The following is a 25,016-nucleotide window of genomic DNA, read 5'->3' as shown; positions in this document are numbered from 1 at the left end:
TTCCTCAAGTTTCCGCTATTCCCCCGCCTTCCCGCCGGCCAGACAATTCCCCCTTTTCCCTTGCGAAAGAACTGCGGCATGGCTAGTTCCATCTTTCCTTCCCGCCGGATGTCGGCGCGCCTGTGCGCCGGAGTCGACATCGGTCCTGACCGGGTCCAACTGGCCTTGCTGCGCCGCTGCGGCCAGCGCGCCCAACTGCTGCGCCTGGATCAGCGCCTTTCGGCCAGGCCCCTGTGCCGCGATGGCCAGGTGGTCGACTTCGATGCACTGGTGCTGATCTGCCGCTCGCTGCTGGACAACCCGGTGTGCCAGGGCGCCACCCTGGCGCTGGCCCTGCCGGCGGCGACCCTGACCGGCCGTCGCCTGGTCCTGCCGGCCGGCTCCAGCGAGGTCCAGCGCCTGGCACAGGTGCGCGCCGAAATGGCCGCCCATGGCGCGTCGGCCGAAGAGCAGGTACTGGATTACCGGATACTCGGTCCGCAACCGGCCTCACCCGCCGACGTCCAGGTGCTGGCGCTGGCCGCCTCGACGCTGGCCATCGAAGACCGGCTGGCACTGGCCGAGGCCCTGAATCGCTCCCTGGCGACGCTGGCACCGGAGGACCTGTGCCTGGCCGCCTGGCTGCGCGACGAGCGGCGCGCCGACCAGACTGCGGTGTTGCGGCTGGACCGCGGCGGCAACTGGCTGCTGCACGGCAGGGGCCCGGCCCACAACCTGCCGGCGCAGGCTGCCGCAGGCGGAGCGCTGCCCCTGCTGGCCAGCGTGGCACCGCTGCTCAAACCCCTGCCGCGCAGATTGCTGCTCAGCGGCGACCACCCTCAGCTGGGCGCCATCGGGCGCGCCTTCGTCAAATATGCCGGCATCGATGCGCAGCTCGCCCCCATCCCCTCACCGCTGATGCTGTCCTCCGCGATCGCTGCGCAAATCCCGGCCGACTATCAGTTGGCCCTGGCCCTGGCGTGGGAGGGCATGGCATGAAGCCAAGCTTCGCAAGTTTCGATTTCTCGCGCACCCCGCAGCAGCGTCGCCGCCGGCGCGAACTGGGCTTCTATCGCTGGCTGGCAGTGGCTGCGCTGCTGGGCTGCCTGATCGCCGCAGTACCCGGCCTGCGGGTGTGGTGGCACACGGCATCGCTGCAGCAGGCCAATGCCATGCTGAGCCAGGAGCTGCAAAAGATGGCGCCCCTGGTGCAACAGACCAGCGCACTGCGCGCCCGCATCGAAGCGCTCAACACACAGCTGAGTGCGCAAGAACAACTGGCCCGACGGCGCCAGCAGGCCATCCAGTTGCTGCGCGGCGCGGCCCAGGCCGGCAACCCGCAGACCCGTCTGCAGCGGGTCATGCTGCAAGCCGGGCGGGCCGAGCTGCGCGGCCATGCGGCAAGCGCGCAAGCGGTGCAGGAATACGCCGCCGCGCTCACCGGCGCCGGCCTGGACGGTGCCACCCTCAATGATCTGCACGCCGAAGATCGTGGCTACGCCTTCAGCATCGTCATCCCCTTGGCGCCACCCGCCGCGAACGCTACCCAGGAGCCGAAATGAAACGTGCAAGCCTGCGCACCCATCCGGCCCACTGGCCCCGGCCGGCACGGCTGGCGCTGTACCTGCTGACAACGCTGGCGTGCGCGGCCAGCGGGCTGTTGCTGGCGGTCGAAGAACTGGACGAATCGCGCCAGTCGGCCCAACGGCAGCAGCAGGACCTGCGCGTGCAGTATCAATCCGCCCTGAACCAGGTGGCGCTGCGGGATGGCCTGCGGTCGCGCCAGACCGCGCTGGAGATGCAACTGGTCGCGCAACAGGTTCAGCTATGGCGCCCCGACCAGCAGCAACCCGAACTGTTGCATGCCAAGCTGGCGCGCCGCGCCGAGGAACATGGTCTGGTACTGACCTCCTTCCGGCCCCAGCCCGGCAAACTGAGCGCCACCATCAGCCTGCGTGGCAAGCATGCGGGCCTGCTGCGCTTCGTCGAGCAGGTCAGCCGGCCACCGAAGCTGGTGCTCTTCGAGAACCTGGAGATCACCAGCGAGCGCGGCACGCAGGCGGCCTTGCTGATGAAGGCCACGGTCTCCGCCCCCACCGGCAATGCCAAGTCGGCTTCCATGGAGTCTCCACCATGAGCGTGCTTTCCCTCGCCTCGCTGATGCTTGCGCCGGTGTTGCTGGCCGCGACCGCCTATGCCGCGCTGGTGACACTGGAACACCCTGACGAGGCCACGGCAACCCGGCAGTGGATCACCCTCAGCCGTGAACAGTCATTGCGCCTGCCACCCGCCACAGCGTCGGCCTCGCGCCCGCCTGCGGGAGAAATCGAACATCCCTCGTCCGACCTTCCCGATCCATTCCAACTCGAAGATGAAGCGGCGACAGCAACGCTCACGTCACGGCAGGCGCGCGGCAAAGCCAGCCCTGCGACGGAAAGCGATGAAGAGGAAGACCTTGCTGTTGCAGCTGTTGCAGCTGTTACAGCCGTTGCCGCCCCATCGCCATCCTCCGCCCCGGCAACACCCGCACGTCCGGCGCTGCGCCTGCTGGGTACGCTACGTCGTAACGATCAGCGGATCGCACTGGTGGAGCTGGACGGTGCCACCCGCCGCCTGCAGGTCGGCGACCTGCTTCCCGGCGCGCTGGGCGAAGTGCTGGCGGTCCACGAAGACCAGATCGCCCTCCACCACGCCGGGTCGACCCAGACCATCACGATGGAAAATTACGCGGCCGGTGCGCTGCCAACCGTGACGCCCTACGCACGCAATGCACGCAACCAACGCCTGGCCCCCCGCAGCAACGGGCGCCGCCTGATCCGCCCCCGGAGCCGGCAATGAGAACCCTGCTGCTCTTGTTCGCCGGTCTGCTGTCCCTGTCACCTTGGCCGACCCTGGCCGAGAACCGCCTTTACGGCATCGGTATCCAGTACCGCCCGCAAGGGCTCACGCTGAGCCTGCAACTGTCCCATCCCGTGGACCCCGCACAGGTAGGCGCATTCCAGCTGCTTGATCCGGCACAACTGGTACTGGACCTGCCAAAGACCACGCCTGCCGACATGCTGCCCCGCGCGCTGGCCGGCAGCGGCCTGCTCAAGCGCGTGCTGGTGGCCGCCGACGACGACCGGCTGCGGCTGCAACTGCAGCTCAAGCACGCCGTCAGCCATCGTCTGCGGGTCGAGGATGCTCGCCTGCTGGTCGAACTCGACCAGCGCGCCGCGCCCGAGCCCGGCGCACTGCAGAACATCGACTTTCGCCGCGGCGGCGCCGGCGAGGGACAACTGATACTGGAGCTGGGCGCGGCCGATCAACCGCTGCAGGTCCGTCAAATGGGCCGGCGCCTGGTGGTGGACATCGGCGGTGCCAGCCTGTCACCGGACCTGCAGCGGCCGGTCGAGGTCGGGCGTTTCGCCACCCCCGTGACGCAATACCATGCCTACCCGTACGAACAAGGCGTACGCGTGGTGCTCGAAACGCAGGGCCAATGGCGCTACCAGGCCTATCAGAGCGGTCGCCGTCTGGTGATCGACGTGTTGCCCGTCACCGGCGGCAGCACCGTCCCCGCTTCCTCCGGAACACCGACCGACAAGCACGATGGCGGCGACAGGTTATCGCTCAATTTCCAGAACATCGACATCCGCACCGCCCTGCAGGTCCTGGCCGATTACAGCGACGTCAATCTCGTGGCCAGCGACGCCGTGGCCGGGCAGTTGAGCCTGCGCCTGAGGGATGTCCCCTGGGATCAGGCGCTGGACCTGATCCTGCAGGCCGGGCGACTGGAGATGCGGCGCACTGGCGAGGTACTGTGGATCGCCCCGCGCGAGGAAATGCAGGCGCGCGAACGCCAGGAACTGGAACAGAAAGCCCTGATCGCCGACCTGGAGCCGCTGCATGCCGAAAGCTTCCAGCTCAACTACCAGCGCGCCGACACCCTGCGCCGCGCACTGGGCATCGGCGAGGACGGCAACACCCAGGCCGGGCGCCGCAACACCCTGCTGTCACGCCGTGGCAGCGCCATGATCGACCATCACACCAACCAGCTGCTGGTGACCGACACCCTGGCCGTGCTGGCCAACGTGCGCAAGCTGATCGAGCGCATCGACGTGGCGGCACGCCAGGTCCTCATCGAGGCCCGCATCGTCGAAGCTGACGACAGCTTCGCCCGCAACCTCGGCGTCAAGCTCGGGCTGGCGGCGACCACCCGCGGCGCAGCGGTGGGCAACACTTATGCAGCCATCGGCGAGCAGACCCGGCAGACGCCACCCGCACCGGGTCTCTACCTGAGCGAACCGGCACTGAACCTGCGTGCCGAGCCATTGAGCGGCGCCACTCCGGGCAGCTTCGGCTTTACCCTCTTCAACGCCGCCGCCCAGCGCTTCCTCAACGTCGAACTCTCGGCCCTGGAAGCCGACGGGCGCGGCAAGATCGTCTCCAGTCCGCGCCTGATCACCGCCGACCAGCAGGCGGCCCTGATCGAACAAGGCGAGGAAATCCCCTACCAGCAGGCCGCCGGCAATGGCACCACCGCCACTGCCTTCAAGAAAGCCAACCTGAAGCTGGAAGTGACGCCCCAGATCACCCCCGACGGCAATGTGATCCTCGACGTCGACCTCAACAAGGACAGCCGGGGCAACGTCACCCCGGGCGGCCTGGCGATCAACACCAAGCACGTCAAGACCAAGGTCCAGGTCGAAGACGGCGGCACGGTGGTCATCGGCGGCATCTATACCCAGACCGACAACGACCATGAAACCCGGGTACCGTTGCTGGGCGACATCCCCATCCTGGGCGCCCTCTTCCGCAGCAACAGCCGGGTGCGCGAGAAGACCGAACTGCTGATCTTCCTCACACCCCGCATCGTCGCACCGCCGCGCCCGTATTGACGCCCGTTGCCCCCCGGCGGGCTGTCCAGCCCGATTTTTCCCGGCGGCGGCACAAAGAACGGTAAAATCGCTGTTCCAGGCCCGTACCGCCGGGCGCAAGCCGGCCGGCGGCCGGCCCGGACACCGCCCACCGGGCGGCGGGTGACCGTGCCGTCAGATGCGCGGCGCCATCGACATTGGCCAGTAGCGCAGAGCGCAGAATTCTTAGATATGACTGGAAGCATCTTCCTTGTCGGCCTGATGGGAGCCGGCAAGACCACCATAGGCCGGGCCCTGGCCAAGAAGCTGAACAAGCGCTTCGTCGATTCGGACCACGAGATCGAGGCGCGCACCGGCGCCACCATCCCGGTGATCTTCGAGATCGAGGGCGAGGAAAGCTTCCGCCGGCGCGAAGCGGAGGTGATCCGCGAACTCTCGGCCCAGCCCGACATCGTGCTGGCCACCGGTGGCGGCGCCGTCCTGCGTGCCGAGAATCGTGAAAACCTCAAGAAGGGTGGCACCGTCGTCTACCTGCGGGCCAGCATCAACCAGATTCTCCAGCGCACCGGGCGCGACAAGAACCGCCCGTTGCTGCAGACCGCCGACCCGCGTCGCAAGCTGGAAGAACTCTCGCGCCAGCGTGACCCGCTCTACCGCGAGGTGGCCGACTTCGTGATCGAGACCAACCGGCCCAATGTCCAATTCCTGGTACAGACCATCATCAGCCATCTGGAACTGTCACCCAAGGAGGGTGCCTGGCAGCCCTCGCCGGAGGCTGATGGAGCGCAGGCCGATGAAGCCGTCGTCATCGAACGCAGCAGCGCGCTGGTCACCCGTACCGCCGACGGTACTACGGTGGTCGCCACCAGCCATTTCTCCCAGACCTTCCATGGCGCTGCCGGCGCCGAACCCAGCCATTACCGCATGAACCAGAACACCGCCTCCACCGCCATCAACCCGATCACCCTCAACGTCGACCTGGGCGAGCGCAGCTACCCCATCCACATCGGTCGCGGCCTGCTGGACGATGCGTCCCTGCTGCCGCAATACGTCAAGGGCAAGCGCGTGGCCATCGTCACCAACGATACGGTCGGCCCGCTGTACCTGGACAAGGTCGCCAACGCCCTGCGCGCTGCCGGCAAACAGGTCAGCGAAATCGTGCTGCCCGACGGCGAGGAAGAAAAGAACTGGGCCAGCCTGATGAAAATCTTCGACCGCCTGCTGGCCGACAAGTGTGATCGCAAGACCACCCTGGTCGCCCTGGGCGGCGGTGTGATTGGCGACCTGACCGGCTTTGCCGCCGCATCCTACATGCGCGGCGTACCCTTCGTGCAGGTGCCGACCACCCTGCTCTCGCAGGTCGATTCCTCGGTGGGCGGCAAGACCGGCATCAACCATCCGCTGGGCAAGAACATGATCGGCGCCTTCTACCAGCCGCAGGCCGTCATCGCCGACACCGCCACCCTGCATACCCTGCCCGCGCGCGAACTGGCCGCCGGCATCGCCGAAGTCATCAAGCATGGCGCCATCATCGATGCGCCCTTCTTCGACTGGATCGAAACCAATATCGCCCAACTGGTCTCCAAGGACGATGCTGCCCTGGCCTATGCCATCCAGCGCTCGTGCGAAATCAAGGCCGACGTGGTGCGCAAGGATGAACGCGAAGGTGGCCTGCGCGCCATCCTCAACTTCGGCCACACCTTCGGCCACGCCATCGAAAACGGCCTGGGCTACGGCCAATGGCTGCACGGTGAAGCCGTCGGTTGCGGCATGGTCATGGCGGCCGACCTGTCGCAGCGACTGGGCTATATCGATGCCGGCACGCGGGACCGCATCCAGGCAGTCACCGCCGCAGCGGGCCTGCCGACGGTGGCCCCCAGCCTCGGTACCGAACGCTGGCTGGAACTGATGGAAGTGGACAAGAAAAACGAAGGCGGCCAGATCAAGTTCATCCTGATCAAACCGCTGGGCAGCCCCCTGATCACCAACGTGCCGCAGGAATTGCTCTTGCAAACCCTGGCGGCCTGCACCGGAGAGTAAACATGCACGCTGAAGCGCCCCCCCGTCTGGCTCCCTATGCCGCCCACTCGGCAAGCTCGCGGGGCCGGCGCTTCAGTGAAACCCCGCCCGGCTCGCGCAGCGAATTCCAGCGTGACCGCGATCGTATCGTCCACTCCACCGCCTTCCGCCGTCTCGAATACAAGACCCAGGTCTTCGTCAATCACGAAGGCGACCTGTTCCGTACCCGCCTGACCCACAGCATCGAAGTCGCGCAGATTGCTCGCTCCTGCGCCCGCAACCTGCAACTCAACGAAGACCTGGTCGAAGCCATCTCCCTGGCCCACGACCTGGGCCACACGCCGTTCGGCCACGCCGGCCAGGATGAGCTGAACCACTGCATGAAGCAGCACGGCGGCTTCGAGCACAACCTGCAGAGCCTGCGCGTGGTCGATGAGCTGGAGCAGCACTATGGCGCCTTCGATGGCCTGAACCTCACCTTCGAAACCCGCGAAGGCATCCTCAAGCACTGCTCGCTGCACAATGCCCGGCAACTGGGGGACATCGGCGTACGCTTCCTGGAAAAGAAACAGCCCTCGCTGGAAGCCCAGCTGGCCAACCTGGCCGACGAGATCGCCTACAACAACCACGACATCGACGACGGCCTGCGCTCGGGCCTGCTGACCATGGAGCTGATGAGCGAAGTGGATTTCTTTGCCCGCCATCTGCGCGAAGTCGAACAGACCTATCCCGGCATCACCGGTCGCCGCGTGATCCACGAGACGGTCCGCCGCATGATCAACGCGCTGATCGTCGACCTGATCCAGACCGCGAGCGTGCGCATCGCCGAGCTCGCGCCACGCGACATCGAGGATGTCCGCAACGCCCCGCCGCTCATTGCCTTCTCCGATGCCATGGCCGGCGAAGCGGCAGTGCTGAAGAAATTCCTGCGTGAAAAGCTCTACCGTCACTATCAGGTCAACCGCATGACCGCCAAGGCGCGGCGCATCATTGCCGAGATGTTTTCCGCCTTCATGGGCCAGCCCAGCCTGCTGCCACCGGACTATCAGGTCAAGGCAATGCATGATGACGCCCAGCAGCTGGACAAGCAGGCAAGAAAGGTCGCCGACTACATCGCCGGCATGACCGACCGTTACGCCATCCGCGAACATCGTCGCCTGTTCGTCATGGAATGAGTGGAGCAGGCTTTCCAGCTCATCCACATCCACATCCATATCTACATCCTCATCGTCACTGAACGCAGCGTTTCGATACGCTGCGTTTTCTCTCAGCTCGGTCTTGGCAGCATGTCATCGTGATTTCATTGCATCACTGCAAATGAAATCCGCCTGCCGCCACGGATCGGACATTTCGTTACATTTTTTCTGAAAAATTTTTTATCGTGAGAGCCACCGTATCGACCCGCATCGGCTCGCCGCAAAGCCTTTACCGAAAAGGCTTTGCGTCAGATCGAACAAATCCACCGCAGTAAGTGCTGCCACCCGGACTAGGAAACTGACACCTGTTAATTTTTGTCAATATCAAGTCCGTCACGACCGGGCCGTTATGCAGGAATGGAGTGGCTCGTCATCCGACGCGCCATCATTTCCAGTGGATCCGTCTTCCCCCTTGATGCCCGGATCCCCTTTTTTTACAGGAGACCGTCATGGCCATCGGCAACACCAACGGCCTGGACAGCAAATCCCTGCTGCCCAGCACCACTTCCTCCAACGCTACCAACGGCGACAGCACTGCCTTGTCTGCCAATGCGTCCGGTACCTCCGGCACCAGCAATGACAAGATCGCCGAAGCCAGAAAGGCGAACCTCTTGACCGAAGCAGGCGCCAAGGCACAGTTCAACCTGTCCATCGTCCAGTCCTCGCTGGAGGTGTCACTGCAGAGCGGCAACGATCCGCTGTCGCTGGTCTACAAGACCGCCATCGAAAACATCAACGACATCCTGCGCTCTCAGCTGGGCGACAACGCCGTGCAGAATGCAGCGTCCCAGGACAACTCGCCGGAAGGCACGGCCGGGCGCATCGTCTCTTTCATCACCAACATGTTCGAGCTCTACAAGCAGAACAATCCCGACAAGGATGATGCGACCAACATCGACGACTACATGAACCTGATCTTCAAGGGCGTCGACCAGGGCTTCAAGGAAGCACGCGGCATCCTGGAAAGCCTGAGCGTCCTGCAGGGCGACATCGCCAGCAACATCGACAAGACCTATGACCTGGTGCAGAAGTCGCTGAATGACTTCATCAACAAGGTCAAGGGTGGCAAGCAGGAGGGTGGCGATAGTGAAGGCAGCGCTGACAACGGTGATGGCCAGGGCGGCACCGTGGTTGCCAGCGAGACCACCGTCAGTATCTCGGTATCGGTGAGCCAGACGCGGATCAGCACCACCGCATAGGATTGACGCCCGTCGATCCGGGCCGCTACGCGAACGAAAAAGAGGCTGTCCCCGCAAGGGAACAGCCTCTTTTCATTGCATCACATCAACGTCGCCGCAATGCCATTGCAGCGACGTGCATCAGTTCAACCGCGCAGTTTCGCAAACGCCGCCGCCATGGCATTGTTGCTCGGTGCCTGCTCGCGACCACGCTGGTTCTGGTGCTGCGACAGACGACGCGCATCGTTGCGGTCACCACGTTGCTCGTTGCGTGCACCCGGGGCCGGGGCGGTGTCGTTCAGGCGCATGGTCAGGGCGATGCGCTTGCGCTTCTCGTCCACTTCCAGCACCTTGACCTTGACCACCTGGCCGGCCTTGACCACGGTGTGCGGGTCCTTGACGTAGGTGTTGGACAGCGCCGAGATGTGCACCAGACCATCCTGGTGCACACCGATGTCGACGAAGGCGCCGAAGGCCGCCACGTTGGTGACCACGCCCTCCAGGATCATGTCCGGACGCAGGTCCTTGATCTCTTCCACGCCTTCCTTGAAGGTGGCAGTGGTGAATTCCGGACGCGGGTCGCGGCCGGGCTTGTCCAGTTCCTTGAGGATGTCGGTGACGGTGGGCACGCCGAACTTCTCGTCGGCATATTTGGCCGGGGTCAGGCCCTTCAACAGCGAGGTCTGGCCCAACACGCTCTTCACATCCTTCTTGATGTCGGCCAGGATCTTTTCCACCAGCGGATAGGATTCCGGGTGAACCGCCGACGCATCCAGCGGGTTCTCGCCATTCATCACGCGCAGGAAGCCGGCCGCCTGTTCAAAGGTCTTGTCACCCAGGCGCGGCACTTCGCGCAAGGCAGCACGCGAGCTGAACATCCCCTTCATATCCCGATACGACACGATGCTCTGTGCCACGCTGGCATTCAGACCCGACACGCGTGCCAGCAGCGGAGCGGAAGCGGTGTTCACATCCACGCCAACGGCGTTCACGCAATCCTCCACGACGGCATCCAGCGAGCGTGCCAGCTGCGACTGGCTCACGTCGTGCTGGTACTGACCCACGCCAATGGACTTGGGATCGATCTTGACCAGCTCGGCCAGCGGGTCCTGCAGACGACGTGCAATCGAGACTGCGCCACGCAGCGACACATCCAGATCCGGCAATTCCTTGGAAGCGAATTCCGAGGCGGAATACACCGACGCACCCGCTTCGGACACCACGATCTTGGTCAGCTTCAGTTCGGGACGCAGCTTGATCAGGTCCTGTGCCAGCTTGTCGGTTTCACGCGAGGCGGTGCCGTTGCCGATCGAGATCAGCGAGACATTGTGCTTCTCGGCCAGCTGCGACAGGGTGTGCAGCGAACCGTGCCAGTCGTTGCGCGGCTGGTGCGGATAGATGGTATCGGTGGCGACCACCTTGCCGGTGGCATCGACGATGGCGACCTTGACGCCGGTACGCAGCCCAGGGTCCAGGCCCATGGTGGCACGCGGGCCGGCAGGCGCAGCCAGCAGCAGGTCCTTCAGGTTGCGGGCGAAGACGTTGATGGCTTCAAGCTCGGCCTTCTCGCGCAGGTTGGTCATGAGCTCCGTTTCCAGGTGCATGAAGACCTTCACGCGCCAGGCCCAGCGCACGGTGTCGGACAACCACTTGTCAGCGGCACGGCCCTTGTTGGAGACGCCGAAGCGCGAGGCGATACGACCTTCGCAGGGATTATGGGGAGCATCCCACTTCGGCTTTTCCTCTTCGCTATCCAGACGCAACACGACGTTGAGCATCTCTTCGCGGCGACCACGGAACAGCGCCAGCGCGCGGTGCGAAGGGATGGTGGAATAGGTCTCGGAGTAATCGAAGTAGTCGGCGAATTTTTCGCCGGCGTCCTGCTTGCCATCGATCACCTTGGATTCGACCACGCCATGTTCGGTGATGTACTCACGCAGGCTCTGCAGCAGCTCGGCATCTTCCGAGAAACGTTCCATGAGGATCTGGCGTGCGCCATCGAGCGCGGCCTTGGTATCGGGCACGCCCGGATTGTCACCGTTGTCGGTGGTGAAGGCGGCCTTGATGTATTTGGCGGCCTCCTCTTCCGGGTTCAGGCTCGGGTCGTTCAGCAGTGCATCGGCCAGTTCGGTCAGGCCGGCTTCGGCGGCGATCTGGGCCTTGGTGCGGCGCTTGGGCTTGTAGGGCAGGTAGAGATCTTCCAGGCGGGTCTTGTCTTCCGCGTGGGTGATGGCGTCCAGCAGCACCGGCGTCATCTTGCCCTGCTCTTCGATGGACGCGATGATCGCGGCGCGACGGCTTTCCAGCTCGCGCAGGTAGCGCAGGCGCTCTTCCAGCAGGCGCAGCTGGATGTCGTCCAGGCCGCCGGTAACTTCCTTGCGGTAGCGAGCGATGAAGGGGACGGTGGCACCTTCGTCCAGCAAGGCGATGGCGGCAGCGACCTGAACCGGCTTGGCGGCGAGTTCAAGGGCGAGTCGTTGTTCGATAGAAGGCAGCATGGTGAAACCCAGTCAACAGTTAAGCAATTAAGCAGTTATGCGGTGAAGAAAAACAAGCGTTGGATGATACGCAATTCAGCCACCCGCGCCAATCTTGACATTGCCTGATTGCACGGGAAGGCAGGCGGCGCGGGCGCATCCGGGCCATGGGGGATTGGACGGCGGCGGCCAAAGCCGGGATAATCGGCGCTTCCGCCTCGTGCAACCCCTCATTTCTTGCAACATGTCCATCCGTCTCATCGTCGGTCTCGGCAACCCCGGCCCGGAATACGAACAAACCCGCCACAACGCCGGCTTCTGGCTGGTCGACAACCTCGCCGGTCCAGTGCGCCTGAGCCGCGAGCAGCGCTTCAACGCCCTGGCCGGCAAGACCAGCATCGCCGGCAATGAGGTGTGGTTGCTGGAACCGCAGACCTACATGAACCGCTCCGGCCAGTCGGTCGGCGCGCTGGCGCGCTTCTACAAGATCAATCCGGACGAAGTACTGGTGGTGCATGACGAACTGGACTTGCCACCGGGCGCGGCCAAGATCAAGAAAGGCGGTTCTTCCGGCGGCCACAATGGCTTGAAGGACATCACCGCCGCACTGGGCACCCAGGACTACTGGCGCCTGCGCCTGGGCATCGGTCATCCGCGCACGCTGGGACTGCAACAGCCGGTCGCCGACTTCGTACTGCACCGGCCGCGCAAGGAAGAACAGGCGCTCATCAACGACGCCCTGGACAAGAGCCTCAACGTCATCCCCCTGCTGGTGCAGGGCAAGTTCGAGGCCGCCATGATGGAACTGCATACGGGGAAATGAGCCTGATGCGCTGAACCACAACGCAACAGGAGCGCCCCAACCTGCGAGGCGCTCCCTTGCGTCCTGGACTTATTTCAGCGAAGACAGTTTCTGTTCCAGGCCCTTGGCATCGACCGCGCCAGGAATGCGCGAACCGTCGGTGAAGAAGATGGTCGGCGTGCCGGTCACCTTGAGCTTCTTGCCCAGTGCCAGTACATCCTCATGCGGCGCATTGCAGGAGGATGCCGCTGCAGGAGCCTCCTTGCCGTTGACCATCCACTCGTTCCAGGCCTTGCTCGGATTGGGCGCGCACCAGATGTTGCGCGACTTCACGATGGAATCCGGCGAGAGGATGTTGTACTGGAAGGTGTAGTAGGTGATGTTGTCCACTTCCTGCAGGGTCTTGTGCAGGCGCTTGCAGTAGATGCAGTTGGGATCTTCGAAGATGGCGATGACGCGCTTGCCATTGCCCTTGACGGTCTTGATCGCCTTGTCCAGCGGCAGGCCCGAGAACGGCACCTGGTTCAGCGAATCGATCTTTTCCTTGGTGTAGTCGCGGTAGCTCTGCGCATCCACCACGCGGCCGATGAACAGGTACTGGGCCTTGGCATCGGTGTAGATCACGTCGCCATCGATCTGGATTTCATAGAGGCCGGAATACGGCGTCTTGGTCACCGCATCGACCTTGGCATCCTTGCCCAGGCGCGGCTCGATGAGCTTCTTGATGGTGGCCTCGGTGCTGTCAGCCGCCTCGGCCTGCGCATGGGCGCTCACGCCGACGACGGTGGAAACCAGCAGCAATGCCGCCATGCTCAGATGGCGCAAAGGGCTCGCACCGGCGGTCAGAAATTTTTTCATACTCGTCCTGATTCAAATCAAACGCACACCCAATCCTTGACGCATCGGCCGCAAAGCCTTGCAAAGACTGGGGTTGCAGATGTCTCTCAAAAAAAATCGCGGGGAAGTTTTTCCGGCAACGGCAGGCGCAAATAGCCCTACTGGCTCGCCAAAGGCCACTACCTTACCTGAAATCGCCGCGCTTCACTGTCCCAACGCGTGGGCAATCAGCCGGCGCTTGAGCAGCGGCAGACGGTTCACCAGGCTCATGCCGATATTGCGCACCAGGCGCACCGGCTCGGCCTCGGTGGAGAAGAGCCGATGCAGACCATCGGTGGCGATCTGCATCAGCAATACTTCTTCCTTGCGGGCGCGGGCGTAGCGACGCAGCACGCGATCATCGCCGCAATCGTACTGGGGCTCGCGCTTGAGCAGGATATCGATCAGCGCGGCCACATCGCCAAAGCCCAGGTTCATGCCATGCCCGGCCATCGGATGGACCACATGGGCGGCATCGCCGATCAGCGCCACACGCGGCGCAATCATCGCATGCGGCTTGATCAGGCGCAGCGGGAAAGCCTTGGCCACTTCCGGCTGCAGTGGCGTGAGCGCGCCCAGCACCGGCGCCGCCCACTGCGCCAGACGCTCGGCCAGCGCCGACAACGGCAGGCGCAGCAACTGCTCGGCCAGCGCCTGCGGCGCGGACCACACCAGCGAGACGCGGTTACCCGGCAGCGGCAGCAACGCGATCACGCCCTCGGTCGGACTGAACCATTGATAGGCCACGCCGCGATGCGGCAGCTCGCAGGTGAAATTGGTGACGATGGCGTTCTGGCCATAGGAGCGGTAATCCAGCCCGATATCGCACTGCCCCCGCACCCAGGAGTTGGCACCATCGGCCCCCACCACCAGCGAAGCGGACAGGGCCTGGCCGGATTCCAGCGTCAGCGTGGCAGTCTCGCCGCTGACCGCCAGCGCCGTGGCGCGGCCCTGCAGCACGCGCACATTGGGCGCAAAGCGCAGGGCGGCGTCCAGCGCCTGGTCGAGATTGCGGTCTTCGACGATCCAGGCCAGGGCATCGGTGCGCGCGGCGTAGGCATCGAAGCTGAGCAAGCCGGGCTGCGCCTTTTCCGGCAGGCCGTCGCCGTGGACGGTCATGTTATCCACCGGCGCGATGCGTGCGGCATCCATGGCATCCCAGACGCGGACCGAGGACAGCAGCCGATGCGCGGTATGGTTCAGCGCATAGACCCGCACGTCCCAGCTGGCCGGGTCGGGTGCGGCGGGCTTGGGTGGCGGTGCCAGCAGGGTCACCTTGAAGCCGGCCTGCGCCAGCCCCAGCGCCGCCGTCTTGCCGACCGCGCCGTCGCCGACGATGCAAATATCAGTGCCAGCCGCGGCCGGCGAGGAAGATGGGGAATGTGAATTGGTATTCATGCCGGCGATTATAAACGGGGTGGCGGAAACTATTTTTCAAAAAGGACTTGCATATTTCCTCAAAGCCGCTATACTTATCCGTCTTGGCCTGGTAGCTCAGTTGGTAGAGCAGAGGATTGAAAATCCTTGTGTCGGTGGTTCGATTCCGCCCCGGGCCACCAAGAATTCATACAAGAAACAAGGGCTTACAGAAATGTAAGCCCTTTTTCTTTTCCGGCACTGTCAACCAAGTGTCAACGCGGCAAAACAGCGATATTTTGCCTACGCATCCCCTCTAATCGCAGCCAAAAGCGAATCCCCAAAAAAATCATTCTCAGCTAGTGAAAGACAATGGGTTAAGCCGCACGGCCTCCTGCAAATGGTCTGGTGCCAGGTGAGCATACTTCATAGTCATGGCCAAACTGCTATGGCCCAATATTCTTTGCAATATCAGGATATTTCCTCCATTCATCATGAAGTGACTAGCAAAGGTATGGCGAAGTACGTGGGTCAGCTGCCCCTCTGGGAGCTTAATTTGTGCACGCTCAATAGCCTCTCTGAACGCGGCATATGAATATTTAAACAGACGCTCACTGTCAGCCTCTTCGGCTCTATCCATCAATTCCTTGTACAAAGCCTCATCAATAGGCACTGCGCGCGTCTTCCCAGATTTGGTCAAGGCGAACTGCAATAACCTAGGCTGAATTTGGTTTTTTCGGATCTCCTCTGCCTCGCTCCAGCGCGAGCCAGTAGACAGGCATATCCTAGTGATTAAATCCGTATCCGGATTTCGGCCGCGCCTAGTTTCCTTCAAGAGCTTCTGTATTTGCGCGTGCGTTAGATAAGTGAGCTCTCGTTCCTGGACTTTGAATTGGCGGATTTTTTCAAGAGGATTTTCACTCTTCCAGTACCCCAACCGCCTCAGTTCATTGAAGACCGACCGCAAGTAAGAATGCTCTCGATTCAGATTGTTTTGTGAAATGCCGTCAGCCAGGCGGATGCGACGATAGGCTGCGAACTGCTCAGGGGCGAATTTCTCCGCAATGGGGTCGCCCAGTGAAGCGCACAGATGCTTGAGCCTACTATATGTATTCTTCCCTGCCCGCAATCCTAATCCGTGGTGTTCGAACCAAATATCCACCAATTCAGATAGCTTGCGGAGGTCTTTCTTCGGTGGTTGCCATTCGGGAGATTCGACAAGTTTATTTTTCAGCCAAGTCTCATAAACCTTGGCTTCTGCCTGCGTCTTAAACGTTTTACGGAATCTCTTGCCACCTCTTCCAGCTGGCTGGATATCCACTAGCCAGCCACTAGCCATTTTCTTAATCGCCATCTTCTTTCTTTTTCCTTCGATTTACTGGGACCTTTGGTAAGGGAGCCCATACCGAGTTAATTTCTTCCTCAGTTACTATTTGAGGACCGCCCGCGGTATTTGTTGTGCGCTCGCCTAACTTAGCTTTTTCTTTCGCATTTACCTTGAAATCTAGCGGCTTTCTTGTCGCGCGCTGCTTACTCTTAGGCAGCTCCCCTCCCCTCTCTTCCTCGGTTTCAATTTCATCGACCACAACTCCCTTACGCATTTGTTCTGCAACCTCTGACTCCTTCAACATTTCAATTTCTTTGTTCCGCAACCAGTGCAAGTGAAACATCATGGCCACGGCGTCTTGATACTCATCGCCCACATAGGGAGCCTCACTCCCATACACCTTCATTTGCATTTCCATGCAATGACTGAAGTAGTCATCAAATCGCTTGTGCCAATTCCCAACATGCCCCTCAGGAAAGCTTTTCGAGTGACGCGGTAGCGTGTGCCCGTAGTGGCTATCAGTTAGCCCTGTCGCCAGCCAAAACGCATACCTGGGGAAGAGTCGCCCGATCGCCTGGATCATCTCACCGCTAGGCGAGGCGGTCTCTCTTCGGTACAAGCTCTGCCAAGTAGCCCGTGGAATTCCTGTTTGCTCCTCCAGCCAGCCAAACCGCCCCTTCTCTGGGACTTCTGCAGCCACGATTTGCTGCAGTCGCTTTCTGACACTCGCATAGAGCTGTGGGAAATTTTTCATAGACAACCTTTCTAAAAAGCATGATTTGGCTTGCCACAAAAATTATATTGACATATATTATGCGTCAATTGACACACTTATTAAGTCATTTAAATTTTTATAGCAATTATTTGTCGGATTTCTAATGCAATTGCAATCCTAACATGCACAACTTAGAGACCTTAATGCCCAGCCTCGCTATGCCTAGTGGAGATTCAGCGACGAACCCTGGTTCTTCGCTTTCTATGCCATTGATGACGCCAGCAGCGTTCTCTGCCGCCATCGGTCTTGAAGTGACCGTTTTCAAAGCGCAGTTTGAGCGGGGCTATTGGGGTGCCCCTATACGAATCGGCAAGCGCGTGTTCGTGAATGTAGAGGCGTTGCGCATTAAGTGCGCGGAGCGAGCGTTGGAGTTCGCATTGTGAGCAAGATCAAGCGCGCCATTGACGCTAACCACAACGTGCGCGGCGTGGAACTTCCCGCCCGCAGCGCGAAGCGCGAGGACGGGGAGGCTCCACGTCGCGCATCGAAAGAAATTCCAGCAGGGCAGCTTGAACCCCTCCGAGCTAATAGAGGGGAACATGATGACGACTACGTCAAATTAGTGCTTTCCGACGGCAAGCTCAAACAGCTACTAAAACGAACGCGGAAAGAACAAACCGTCTTTCATGATTGGATCTCGGTGACGTTGGGTGTCCGAGCTTATCTTCTGAATAACAAAAGAATCATCTTGACCGACGACGATGTAGCAAGGGCAGTTTCCTACGATCTGACCCAGATATTTGGAGATGACTTTGCCATCAGTACTAAAAATGGCTATGGCATGCATTTCTACAAAGAGAGTTATGTCATCGGCCAAAAATGGGGGATTTTCTGCGTTGGTCACCGAAGTGATCGCATGTTGATCTCCATCTCGGGGGAGGGCTGGTTGCACGCACCGGACGAGGCCGCTTCTCGACTCTATGAATGGCTTTGCCATATCGACCAAGCTGGTGGTCGGGTTTCGATTAGTCGAATTGACTTGGCAGTCGATATTTACGAAAACGGTCCGACTCACGAGTCCTTTCAGGAAGCCTACAGCAGAGGGGATTTCGTACGACAACGAAGACACTTGGGGACCCCTGACTGCTGGCCTCACTACCAAGTGTTCGGATGCGTGCATACCAAACGCGGGAGAGATAAGGGTATCACTGATGCAATCGGTGTCCGTACAGGCGATCTCTATCTTCGTCGCTATGACAAAGGTAAGGCCGAGGGAGATCCAGAGTCGACCTGGGTTCGGATTGAATTGGAAATGAAGTCGAAAGACACCGTGATACCACTAGACATACTCCTTCGGCCAGAAGCTTATTTCTGCCAGTACCCATGGCTGGAAATGCTGCAAAAGAGTTTCGCAGAACGAATAGCTACACGCGAGCGACGGGCAGAAATCAATGTGGAGGACGCCAAACGAATCATCAAAGTTCAGTTTGGTAAGTACTTGAGGGTCTTACGAGAACTAGCAGACTCCGGCGATGAGCTTTTGGAAGAGCTTCAGTCAGAAGATGATAAATGGCCGGCGAGGCTGGCTAAATTGGTCCCCGAAAAGTTTACTGGATTTCATTCGGGCCACAGAGTGAAAACCTATGTTTTTGAAAACGAAGAACACGGATCTGAAATAGGGCCTTCAGAGAAATCCGAAAACAACCCGGCCTAAATTAAAACTGAAAGGAACGTTATGCGCTTTACCGCACAAGTCAAGGTCATGGGTATGAAAGCGTCGAAAGGTACTTTGGAGAATGGCGCGAGCTACGACAGCACCAAGGTCTACGTCGAAGCTTCACTGGACGATTCCAAAGGCAACGCCAAGGGCTTTTCTGTCATCGAGCATTCCTTCGGGAACTCATCCGAATACGAAAAATACAAGCATTTGACTTTTCCTTTCACAGGAGAAGCAACCTTCGAAATTGCAACTACCGGCAAGGCTCAAAGGACGTTGCTGATCGAACTTCGTCCTATCGAGATCGCGAAGCAGAAGGCAGCGGCTTAACCATGCGGCGCGTCTTCATAGTGCAGGATAAAGAAACAGCATTGTTTCTCTACCCTGATTTCAGCGACGTCGGATTTACCGCTTGGCTTGATCAAGCGGGACGATTCCTTGACGAGGAATCTGCCGTGGAGACCGCCTTAATTCATTGCGGAGAAGGATTCGCTCTGCACGCATTCTATGAGCGCTCTACGGATAACTAACTTGGGTGGGCGGTATGGCAGCAGGCCAAATCTTGCAGATTCTCGTTTGTGCGGAGACAGATCCAGGTAGTGGAAATGGGCAGGTATATGGTCCTGTCCTAGAAGCTGCGTGCCCGCGTGGCCAAAATGCCTACCTCGTTTCGTCGTATGTTCCATTCGCTAGTTCGCAGCCGATTTTTGAAGGACTTGCACTCCCATTTGATGCAGCTGCAGGTGGTGGAATTTTTGGATTTGGGTTCGGAATAGTCGTGTTCTTCTGGCTGCTCGGACTCAAAGGTTCAGTTCTACTTCGTCCCTTTTGGGGCAAGTAGAACTGTTTTATTTATCTCAAGAAAGGAAATTATATGAAATTGATCAACGCTACTCGACTGGCATCCATCCTGGGTGTGATTGGTGTTACCTCCAGCGCATATGCCGATACCGGCGCTGCCCCAACCACGGCAACTGCGCTGGCTCAATCGATCAGCATGAGCGATGCGCAGTCCGCTGGCCTCGTAATCGTGGGCCTCTTGGTCGGCGTGGGCGTCGTCCTGTGGGGTGCCCGTCTGGTCGAGTCGAAATTCAAACCTAAGATCTGATAGATCGGGACGGGGGGCGCATTGCTCCCCTCGTCTTTTCGGTGGGAGGCGTCGTGAACACAGATTTTTGGTACCTATCGCTATTCTTTGCAGGGGTACTTTGTGGCTGGGCATTTGTTACTGGAGCAAGAGGATTTTGATGAAGAAATTTTCTATGAGATTGATTTTTTTCGCGGCATCGATGATGAGTCTGTCTCTTTCCGAAGTATCTGCTCAGGCACTTCCTACGCAGTCAAGTATGTTGAGCTCCGCGTTGGGACAAGGCATTACAAGAAATCTCATTTCTCGAGGATTTGCGGCGAATGATCCTCGCATCCTTACGACAATCAGAGCTATTAGCGCTGAAGTCATTCCTTTGGCGGCAGGGGCGGGTGCTGGAGGAACTTGGCTTGGAGCGATGGCTGCACTAGCTCCATATACCCTTGCTGCCGTCGCAATCGGCGCGGGTCTGTATTGGTATTTCGATAAAGACGGAAACGTCTATAGCGCTCCTCCAGGAAGCAGTGTCTCTTCTATCACCTCTCCCGGAGTTCAACTGGGTGCCACGTTGTGGTTGGCACCGGGGTATTCGGTTTACTTCGGAACTCCACAGGAGGCGTTAGGCTATTTTTTTGCTCAAACGATTAGCTCTAGTCCAAACGCAACGTTTAGCACGCCTAGCTTCAAACAAGTAAGCGCTAGTCAATACACTGCAACTTACACATTCACGATACCTGGATCCGGAATTTCGAATGTTTCGGCCACGAAGTCCATCTATGGTTACGCCCAAGCAAGCGTCAATAAAGGTGGGGTGACATGTCCCAGCGGTTCAGGCTTTAGCTCTTCATCGGGGGCCTGCGTCGCAGTTAATTTTGCGGGGACACCCTTCGCCCCGGTGCAGGTAACTGGGACATCGTTGCCTACTGCCTATGGAAATCTCTCCGCAGCCGTTCAGTCAGCTCCATTAAGTCCAGAGCTGGCGGCAGAACTGGCAAATCGCCTTTGGAAAAATGCTTCCGCACAGCCGAACTATCCAGGATTGCCGATCGCTAGCAGCGTTCCAGTATCACCAGATAACTTCTCCGATTATCAATCTTCCAATCCGAATTTGTGGCCAACAACATCATCTTTGAGTTCTAGTGTGCCGACGTCGGTAGACACCGCGATCACCCTACCATCGTCATCATCAAATCAGAATAGTTCAAATCCCGCAGCAGGCAATCCGCAGATCAATCTTGGCGCGGACCCTGGGAATCCTCCGCCAACGCTTGAGTCTGCTCCAACGCGAGTCTTCGAACCGATTCAAAAGCTTCTGTCTGGCTGGACGGCATGGACAGTACCTAGTCACTCTGGTGTTTGCCCTACCTGGTCAATCTCTCCAGCGATTGCGGGACATGTTTTCAACATCGAGCTAAAAGAGCAGTGCGTATTTGCGGAGCAATGGCGCTCCTCGATCGCAGCTGTCGCAATGGTCGCCTGGTTGGTCGTTGCTGCAATGATCGTTCTTTCTGCATAGGTCAAATATGTACGGAATATTGCTATCAGCTCTTTATCAGGTATTGAGCTTCATCTTTAGTCAGATCATCGTCAAGTTCTGCGTAATGTTTGCACTCTATTTCATTATTTCAGATCTGATGGAATTTCTCGGAGCCTTTATACCTTCACCTTCGAGCTTGACTGGTGCGCTCGCGGGCTTAGATTCTGCAACTTGGTATTTTCTTGATCTCATGTGCTTTAGTGCTGGCGCACCGCTTGTTATCACAGCGCTGAGCTATCGATTTTTGATTCGGCGGATGCCGGTGATCGGGTGACGGATGGCTATTTCTGTCTATAGCGGAGTGATGGGATCTGGTAAGACCTATGAGGCTGTTCTTAATGGAATTCTTCCGGCTATAAAAGCTGGGCGCAGAGTTGTAACAAACATAGCGGGTGTTAGCTCCGAGAAGATTCGCGAATATCTTTTGCAAAGCGGAGCTGAGCTCTCCAAGTTAGGAGACGTGGTTAACGTGGCTAACGAAGCGGTTTCGCAAGCGGGATTTTTCCCTGGTGAAGCCCCGAGCCGACTGAAGTTTGACGTTCCAGATTTTGTGCCGATTCGTGAGCTTCAACACTATGCTGATGAGTATGTTTTGGCGCATGGAAAGACTTTTACGAAAGTCGCCTTTCAGCTTCTTTTGCCGGAGTTGAGAAAGCTGCATGAGCTTGGGATTGATATCGCATCCTGTTTGGTCGTCGCCGCGGAACGCGAATTGCGAAGCTTTTCAGCTGACTACTTTTCGGATAAGGCTCCTGGCGAGGTATTTGCGCAGATCGCGGATTATGGTCCTTCAGTCGTTCAGCCTGGGGATTTTGTCGTCATTGATGAGGCCTGGCGATATTGGAGCTCCAGCGAAAAGCTCTCGTCAGAACATATGAATTTTTTTCGCATGCATCGCCACTACGTTTCCGCTAGCGGAGTCGCTTGTGATCTTCTCGTAATCATTCAGGATTTCTCATCATTGCATCGCTTCCTCAAGGGGGTCTGTGAACTTGTACTTGTTTTTCAAAAACTCAAGGTTCTCGGCTTTAATTCTCGATATCGAGTGGAGGTGTATGAGGGAAAACCTTCAAAGAGATCTTTGGTCTCCACATCGCCAATTCAGAAATACGACCGCAAGATCTTTCCGCTGTATAAGTCATACGACGGGGCGAATGGCCAAGAAAGTCGTACGGATGATCGGCAAAATCTGTTCAAAAACCGATTCTTTATTTTTGCGATGCTGGTTGGTCTTTCTTTGTTTTTCTATGGCGGGAAATGGCTCTATTCATTTTTGACGCGAGTTCATGGCGATGCAGCCACTAAGCCGCAATTAAGAGCGGCAGATATTCCGGCAGACTTCACCGATCTGGCGGACGCGAATATGAATCAAAAGAAGAAGGATAGTCCTCCGCTGCCTTCCGACATTCGTCTCGTGTCGATTTTAGAGCCGTCCGTAGGAGAGACAATTGCAGTGTTTCAGTTATCAGACGGGAGATACGTTCGAACAAAAGTGAAAGCAGGTTTTGTAGACGGGTGGCAGTCAGTTGCCGCGTTCAATGGACGTATGATCGGCTTTACCTTTGGGGAGAGAAAATGAGGCGTCTTTTTGTTCTGTTCATTATTTTCCTCATCTCAAAATGTGCGTTTGGGGAAACCAATCTCGATGCCCTGAAGCTGAGTGATCCGCTGCCTGGGTATAAATCGGCATCGCCTCCGAATTCGCAGCTTCCCGCTTCCTCAAATAGAAAACTGGTTTTTTCACTCTATTCTGACTCACTTCCAATTTCGCAGATGATTCTGCTGTACTACGAGCAATGTGAAAAAAGAGGGTTGATCTTTGATCCTGACGCTACAAAGTTGGAGGAGAAAATTCTTATCAAAGCCGATTCGCTGACTTGTGCAGAGGCAAAGTCAATGGTTCTCGGTGCAATTTCTCGAGGGGAACTCGGATTGGAAAGCCATGCGTCTTACGACGTTGTGAAGAGGATTCGAAAGCAGGACGATCGCAAAGATTGGGAACAATTAATTTTTAGGCCGAGGTTCCGCGATCCGGTGGAGTTGGCCGATCAGTGTATAGTGGCTTATTCAAAGGGGTCTTTTGCACATCAACGCAGAATGGCGAATGTCACTGCCACTGCGACACAAGGTGAGAGTTCGGTGCAGCAGGTTCCAGACACTGGAAGTAACGGCGCTTCTATCACGTCCAAGGCAGTCGAAACTTTGATTTTCTATGGGCCGCTTAATGAAGTAAAGGCGGTGCGTGATTTGCTGCAGCTATTGGACGTCCCGTATAAGCAGGTCGAAATAAGCGCCGGTCTATATGAATATCAAGCCGGTGCTTCTAGCGGGAGTGCTGTTACTGCTGCGCTAAAATTATTTAGAGCAAAGTTGGGGTTGTCGTTGGGTAGCGGAACAAGAGGAGGGGAAAGTACCTTATCCTCGTCGGGCTCAGCATCTTCCGCATCGTATAACACGTTATCGTTTGCTACTCCTGATTTTAGTGCAGTGCTCTCTCTTCTAGATGAAGACTCGCACTTCAGATCGGTTTCGAGGCCTAAGGTTTTAGCTCGTAGCGGGCAGCAAGTGGTATTTACGACTGGCCAAGATGTAATGGTTCCAGGCCCGATTACTATCAATGCCAGCGGGCAGTCGTTGCAGTCGCTTGTAAATGTTACCGCTGGTGTGACATTTCAGGTCACACCACAAGTGCGAGGTGATGTAGTTAATGTCAGTCTTCATGAGACCGTGAGTGACTTCGTTCCTTCACCCAATGCTAACCCATCAATATTGAAGCGCGATTTAGTTGCAGACCTGATGATGCGCCCGGGCGTTGTTTATGTTATTGGTGGTTTAAATTCCAATAATCAAACCACGAGTAAATCAACATTCTTTGGCTTTAAAATCGGTGAGCAATTTACGCGAAATGATACCGAGATTTTGCTCCTCCTCACGGTAAAAGAGGACGCTACTGGAATTTAGCGAGACGGCTTATCGTTCAACTTCTTGTCATGATATACTTTACTTGTGTGCTTGAGGACAAGCGGGCGTGCCACTTTTGGCAACAGCCTCCCCCACAAGACAAATGATGTTTGGATACGGCTCACTTCGGTGGGCCGTATTCGTTTCCGACTTGTGCTAAGAGGCGGCACGTTATTCAAATTCAATTTCGCATGCGAAATGAATAGAGCTATGTAGTTCATTCGTACCATCTCATTCATATCATTTCATATCATCTCATTCGTATCGTATCGTATCGATGAACGTTACGTTATGGATTCTGACTTTACTCACCTCGATTAAAAAATTGACGGTTCTCGAGCATCTTATTCTTAAGCCGTTACAGAATCTCAAGGGTGTCTTGCTTCTGATTTCGTATGCGAAACTAAAAAATCGGGATATAAAGATGAAGAATAAATTTTTCGAAAAGCCGTGCGGATTAGTTGGAGAAAGATGCGATGAGTTCGGAGGCCGCTCTTCGGTCTTATAGCGTAGGTCCGTAAATTTGATGTGTTCGAGGTGCAAAAATGAACGTTTCTGAGCTGATAGAGCTGTTGAAGAAATGCGATCCACAGCAGCGAGTCGTAGTGGATGGATATGAGGAGGGATTTGACGATGTGACTGATGTCTGCGTTCAATGTATTTTGGTAGACGCAAACAAAGTCGGTCGACCTGGTTTAGGGATGACTCACTGGACCGAGACGCCTCATGAACATGGGTCTGGTGCACATGCTGCTGATGACGAGAAAACGCCCTTGTCAGTCCGAAGTGCGGTTGTGAAAGAAGCTGCCGTTCACATTTTTTCTATAAACCGAAAATGAGAAATTAGCTGTCTTTCTGCTTGATTGATCTGCTCCTCATTTTCTATTTTTTGACTGCCGTACTCACCTTCCTTTGTTCCGGCTGATTGGA

General features: G+C 57.9%; 22 protein-coding genes and 1 tRNA gene. 18 read left to right on the top strand and 5 right to left on the bottom strand.

The annotated features are described in order from the left end of the window. Nucleotides 1–78 precede the first annotated feature (78 nt). The 8 genes from pilM (at nt 79) to ACEOAC_RS03560 (ending at nt 9,252) form a co-directional block, all read left to right on the top strand. A complete protein-coding gene (pilM, locus tag ACEOAC_RS03595; RefSeq protein ID WP_413628693.1) occupies nt 79–978 on the top strand; it encodes a pilus assembly protein PilM in 900 nt (299 codons plus the stop codon). After that, nucleotides 975–1,541, top strand: coding sequence for a PilN domain-containing protein (locus tag ACEOAC_RS03590; RefSeq protein WP_413628692.1), 567 nt, complete (start codon nt 975–977; stop codon nt 1,539–1,541). Before pilM ends, ACEOAC_RS03590 begins: the two co-directional genes overlap by 4 nt. Continuing rightward, complete coding sequence (gene pilO / locus ACEOAC_RS03585) at nt 1,538–2,116, top strand: type 4a pilus biogenesis protein PilO (protein WP_413445829.1); 579 nt, start codon at nt 1,538–1,540, stop codon at nt 2,114–2,116. Before ACEOAC_RS03590 ends, pilO begins: the two co-directional genes overlap by 4 nt. After that, nucleotides 2,113–2,817: a hypothetical protein gene (locus ACEOAC_RS03580; RefSeq protein WP_413445830.1), complete on the top strand. Its 705-nt coding sequence runs from the start codon at nt 2,113–2,115 to the stop codon at nt 2,815–2,817. The genes pilO and ACEOAC_RS03580 overlap by 4 nt, the downstream gene beginning before the upstream one ends. Next, a complete protein-coding gene (locus tag ACEOAC_RS03575; RefSeq protein WP_413628691.1) occupies nt 2,814–4,859 on the top strand; it encodes a type IV pilus secretin PilQ in 2,046 nt (681 codons plus the stop codon). The genes ACEOAC_RS03580 and ACEOAC_RS03575 overlap by 4 nt, the downstream gene beginning before the upstream one ends. Before the next feature lie 210 nt (nt 4,860–5,069). Then, nucleotides 5,070–6,878, top strand: coding sequence for a bifunctional shikimate kinase/3-dehydroquinate synthase AroKB (gene aroKB, locus ACEOAC_RS03570; protein ID WP_413444929.1), 1,809 nt, complete (start codon nt 5,070–5,072; stop codon nt 6,876–6,878). A 2-nt stretch (nt 6,879–6,880) separates the two neighbouring features. Then, nucleotides 6,881–8,032 (top strand): deoxyguanosinetriphosphate triphosphohydrolase, encoded by a 1,152-nt coding sequence (locus ACEOAC_RS03565; protein WP_413444930.1) that lies wholly within the window; start codon nt 6,881–6,883, stop codon nt 8,030–8,032. Between the two features lie 470 nt (nt 8,033–8,502). Continuing rightward, nucleotides 8,503–9,252 (top strand): DUF5610 domain-containing protein, encoded by a 750-nt coding sequence (locus tag ACEOAC_RS03560; protein ID WP_413444931.1) that lies wholly within the window; start codon nt 8,503–8,505, stop codon nt 9,250–9,252. 125 nt (nt 9,253–9,377) lie between these two features. Here ACEOAC_RS03560 and ACEOAC_RS03555 read toward each other — a convergent pair whose 3' ends face one another. Beyond that, nucleotides 9,378–11,729, bottom strand: coding sequence for a Tex family protein (locus tag ACEOAC_RS03555; RefSeq protein ID WP_413444932.1), 2,352 nt, complete (start codon nt 11,727–11,729; stop codon nt 9,378–9,380). Between the two features lie 223 nt (nt 11,730–11,952). On the opposite strand from ACEOAC_RS03555, the gene pth reads away from it, so the two are divergent. Beyond that, nucleotides 11,953–12,531, top strand: coding sequence for an aminoacyl-tRNA hydrolase (gene pth / locus ACEOAC_RS03550; RefSeq protein ID WP_006461482.1), 579 nt, complete (start codon nt 11,953–11,955; stop codon nt 12,529–12,531). Nucleotides 12,532–12,600: 69 nt separating this feature from the next. On the opposite strand, the gene ACEOAC_RS03545 is transcribed toward pth, so the two are convergent. After that, a complete protein-coding gene (locus tag ACEOAC_RS03545) occupies nt 12,601–13,368 on the bottom strand; it encodes a DsbC family protein (RefSeq protein ID WP_413444933.1) in 768 nt (255 codons plus the stop codon). Nucleotides 13,369–13,551: 183 nt separating this feature from the next. Beyond that, nucleotides 13,552–14,784, bottom strand: a complete 1,233-nt coding sequence (locus ACEOAC_RS03540) for a UbiH/UbiF family hydroxylase (protein ID WP_077236112.1) — start codon at nt 14,782–14,784, stop codon at nt 13,552–13,554. Between the two features lie 85 nt (nt 14,785–14,869). On the opposite strand from ACEOAC_RS03540, the gene ACEOAC_RS03535 reads away from it, so the two are divergent. Beyond that, nucleotides 14,870–14,945: transfer RNA gene (locus ACEOAC_RS03535), tRNA-Phe, on the top strand. A gap of 152 nt (nt 14,946–15,097) precedes the next feature. Here ACEOAC_RS03535 and ACEOAC_RS03530 read toward each other — a convergent pair. Continuing rightward, nucleotides 15,098–16,096: a tyrosine-type recombinase/integrase gene (locus ACEOAC_RS03530; protein ID WP_413443983.1), complete on the bottom strand. Its 999-nt coding sequence runs from the start codon at nt 16,094–16,096 to the stop codon at nt 15,098–15,100. Next, a complete protein-coding gene (locus ACEOAC_RS03525; protein ID WP_413443982.1) occupies nt 16,086–16,823 on the bottom strand; it encodes a hypothetical protein in 738 nt (245 codons plus the stop codon). The genes ACEOAC_RS03530 and ACEOAC_RS03525 overlap by 11 nt, the downstream gene beginning before the upstream one ends. 400 nt (nt 16,824–17,223) lie before the next feature. Between ACEOAC_RS03525 and ACEOAC_RS03520 the strand changes: the two genes are divergently transcribed. The 8 genes from ACEOAC_RS03520 to ACEOAC_RS03485 all read left to right on the top strand — a co-directional run bounded on the left by ACEOAC_RS03520 (nt 17,224) and on the right by ACEOAC_RS03485 (nt 24,925). Further along, entirely contained in the window at nt 17,224–18,498 is a 1,275-nt protein-coding gene (locus ACEOAC_RS03520) for a replication initiation factor domain-containing protein (protein ID WP_413443981.1), read from the top strand. A gap of 21 nt (nt 18,499–18,519) precedes the next feature. After that, nucleotides 18,520–18,831, top strand: coding sequence for a hypothetical protein (locus ACEOAC_RS03515; RefSeq protein ID WP_112068111.1), 312 nt, complete (start codon nt 18,520–18,522; stop codon nt 18,829–18,831). Nucleotides 18,832–19,375: 544 nt separating this feature from the next. Continuing rightward, entirely contained in the window at nt 19,376–19,609 is a 234-nt protein-coding gene (locus tag ACEOAC_RS03510; RefSeq protein ID WP_220406282.1) for a hypothetical protein, read from the top strand. A 139-nt stretch (nt 19,610–19,748) separates the two neighbouring features. Beyond that, nucleotides 19,749–21,104: a hypothetical protein gene (locus ACEOAC_RS03505; RefSeq protein WP_413443980.1), complete on the top strand. Its 1,356-nt coding sequence runs from the start codon at nt 19,749–19,751 to the stop codon at nt 21,102–21,104. 7 nt (nt 21,105–21,111) lie between these two features. Next, nucleotides 21,112–21,399: a DUF2523 family protein gene (locus tag ACEOAC_RS03500; RefSeq protein ID WP_413443979.1), complete on the top strand. Its 288-nt coding sequence runs from the start codon at nt 21,112–21,114 to the stop codon at nt 21,397–21,399. 3 nt (nt 21,400–21,402) lie between these two features. Beyond that, nucleotides 21,403–22,704: a zonular occludens toxin domain-containing protein gene (locus ACEOAC_RS03495; RefSeq protein WP_413443978.1), complete on the top strand. Its 1,302-nt coding sequence runs from the start codon at nt 21,403–21,405 to the stop codon at nt 22,702–22,704. After that, nucleotides 22,701–24,086, top strand: a complete 1,386-nt coding sequence (locus ACEOAC_RS03490; RefSeq protein ID WP_413443977.1) for a type II secretion system protein GspD — start codon at nt 22,701–22,703, stop codon at nt 24,084–24,086. The genes ACEOAC_RS03495 and ACEOAC_RS03490 overlap by 4 nt, the downstream gene beginning before the upstream one ends. Before the next feature lie 545 nt (nt 24,087–24,631). Next, on the top strand, nt 24,632–24,925 hold the full coding sequence (locus tag ACEOAC_RS03485; protein ID WP_413443976.1) for a hypothetical protein: 294 nt from the start codon (nt 24,632–24,634) through the stop codon (nt 24,923–24,925). The last annotated feature ends 91 nt before the right edge of the window (nt 24,926–25,016 follow it).

Origin of the sequence: Herbaspirillum frisingense (assembly GCF_047325095.1) — a bacterium.
GTDB lineage: Bacteria > Pseudomonadota > Gammaproteobacteria > Burkholderiales > Burkholderiaceae_D > Herbaspirillum > Herbaspirillum frisingense.
This window is presented reverse-complemented; position numbering and strand designations above follow the sequence as displayed.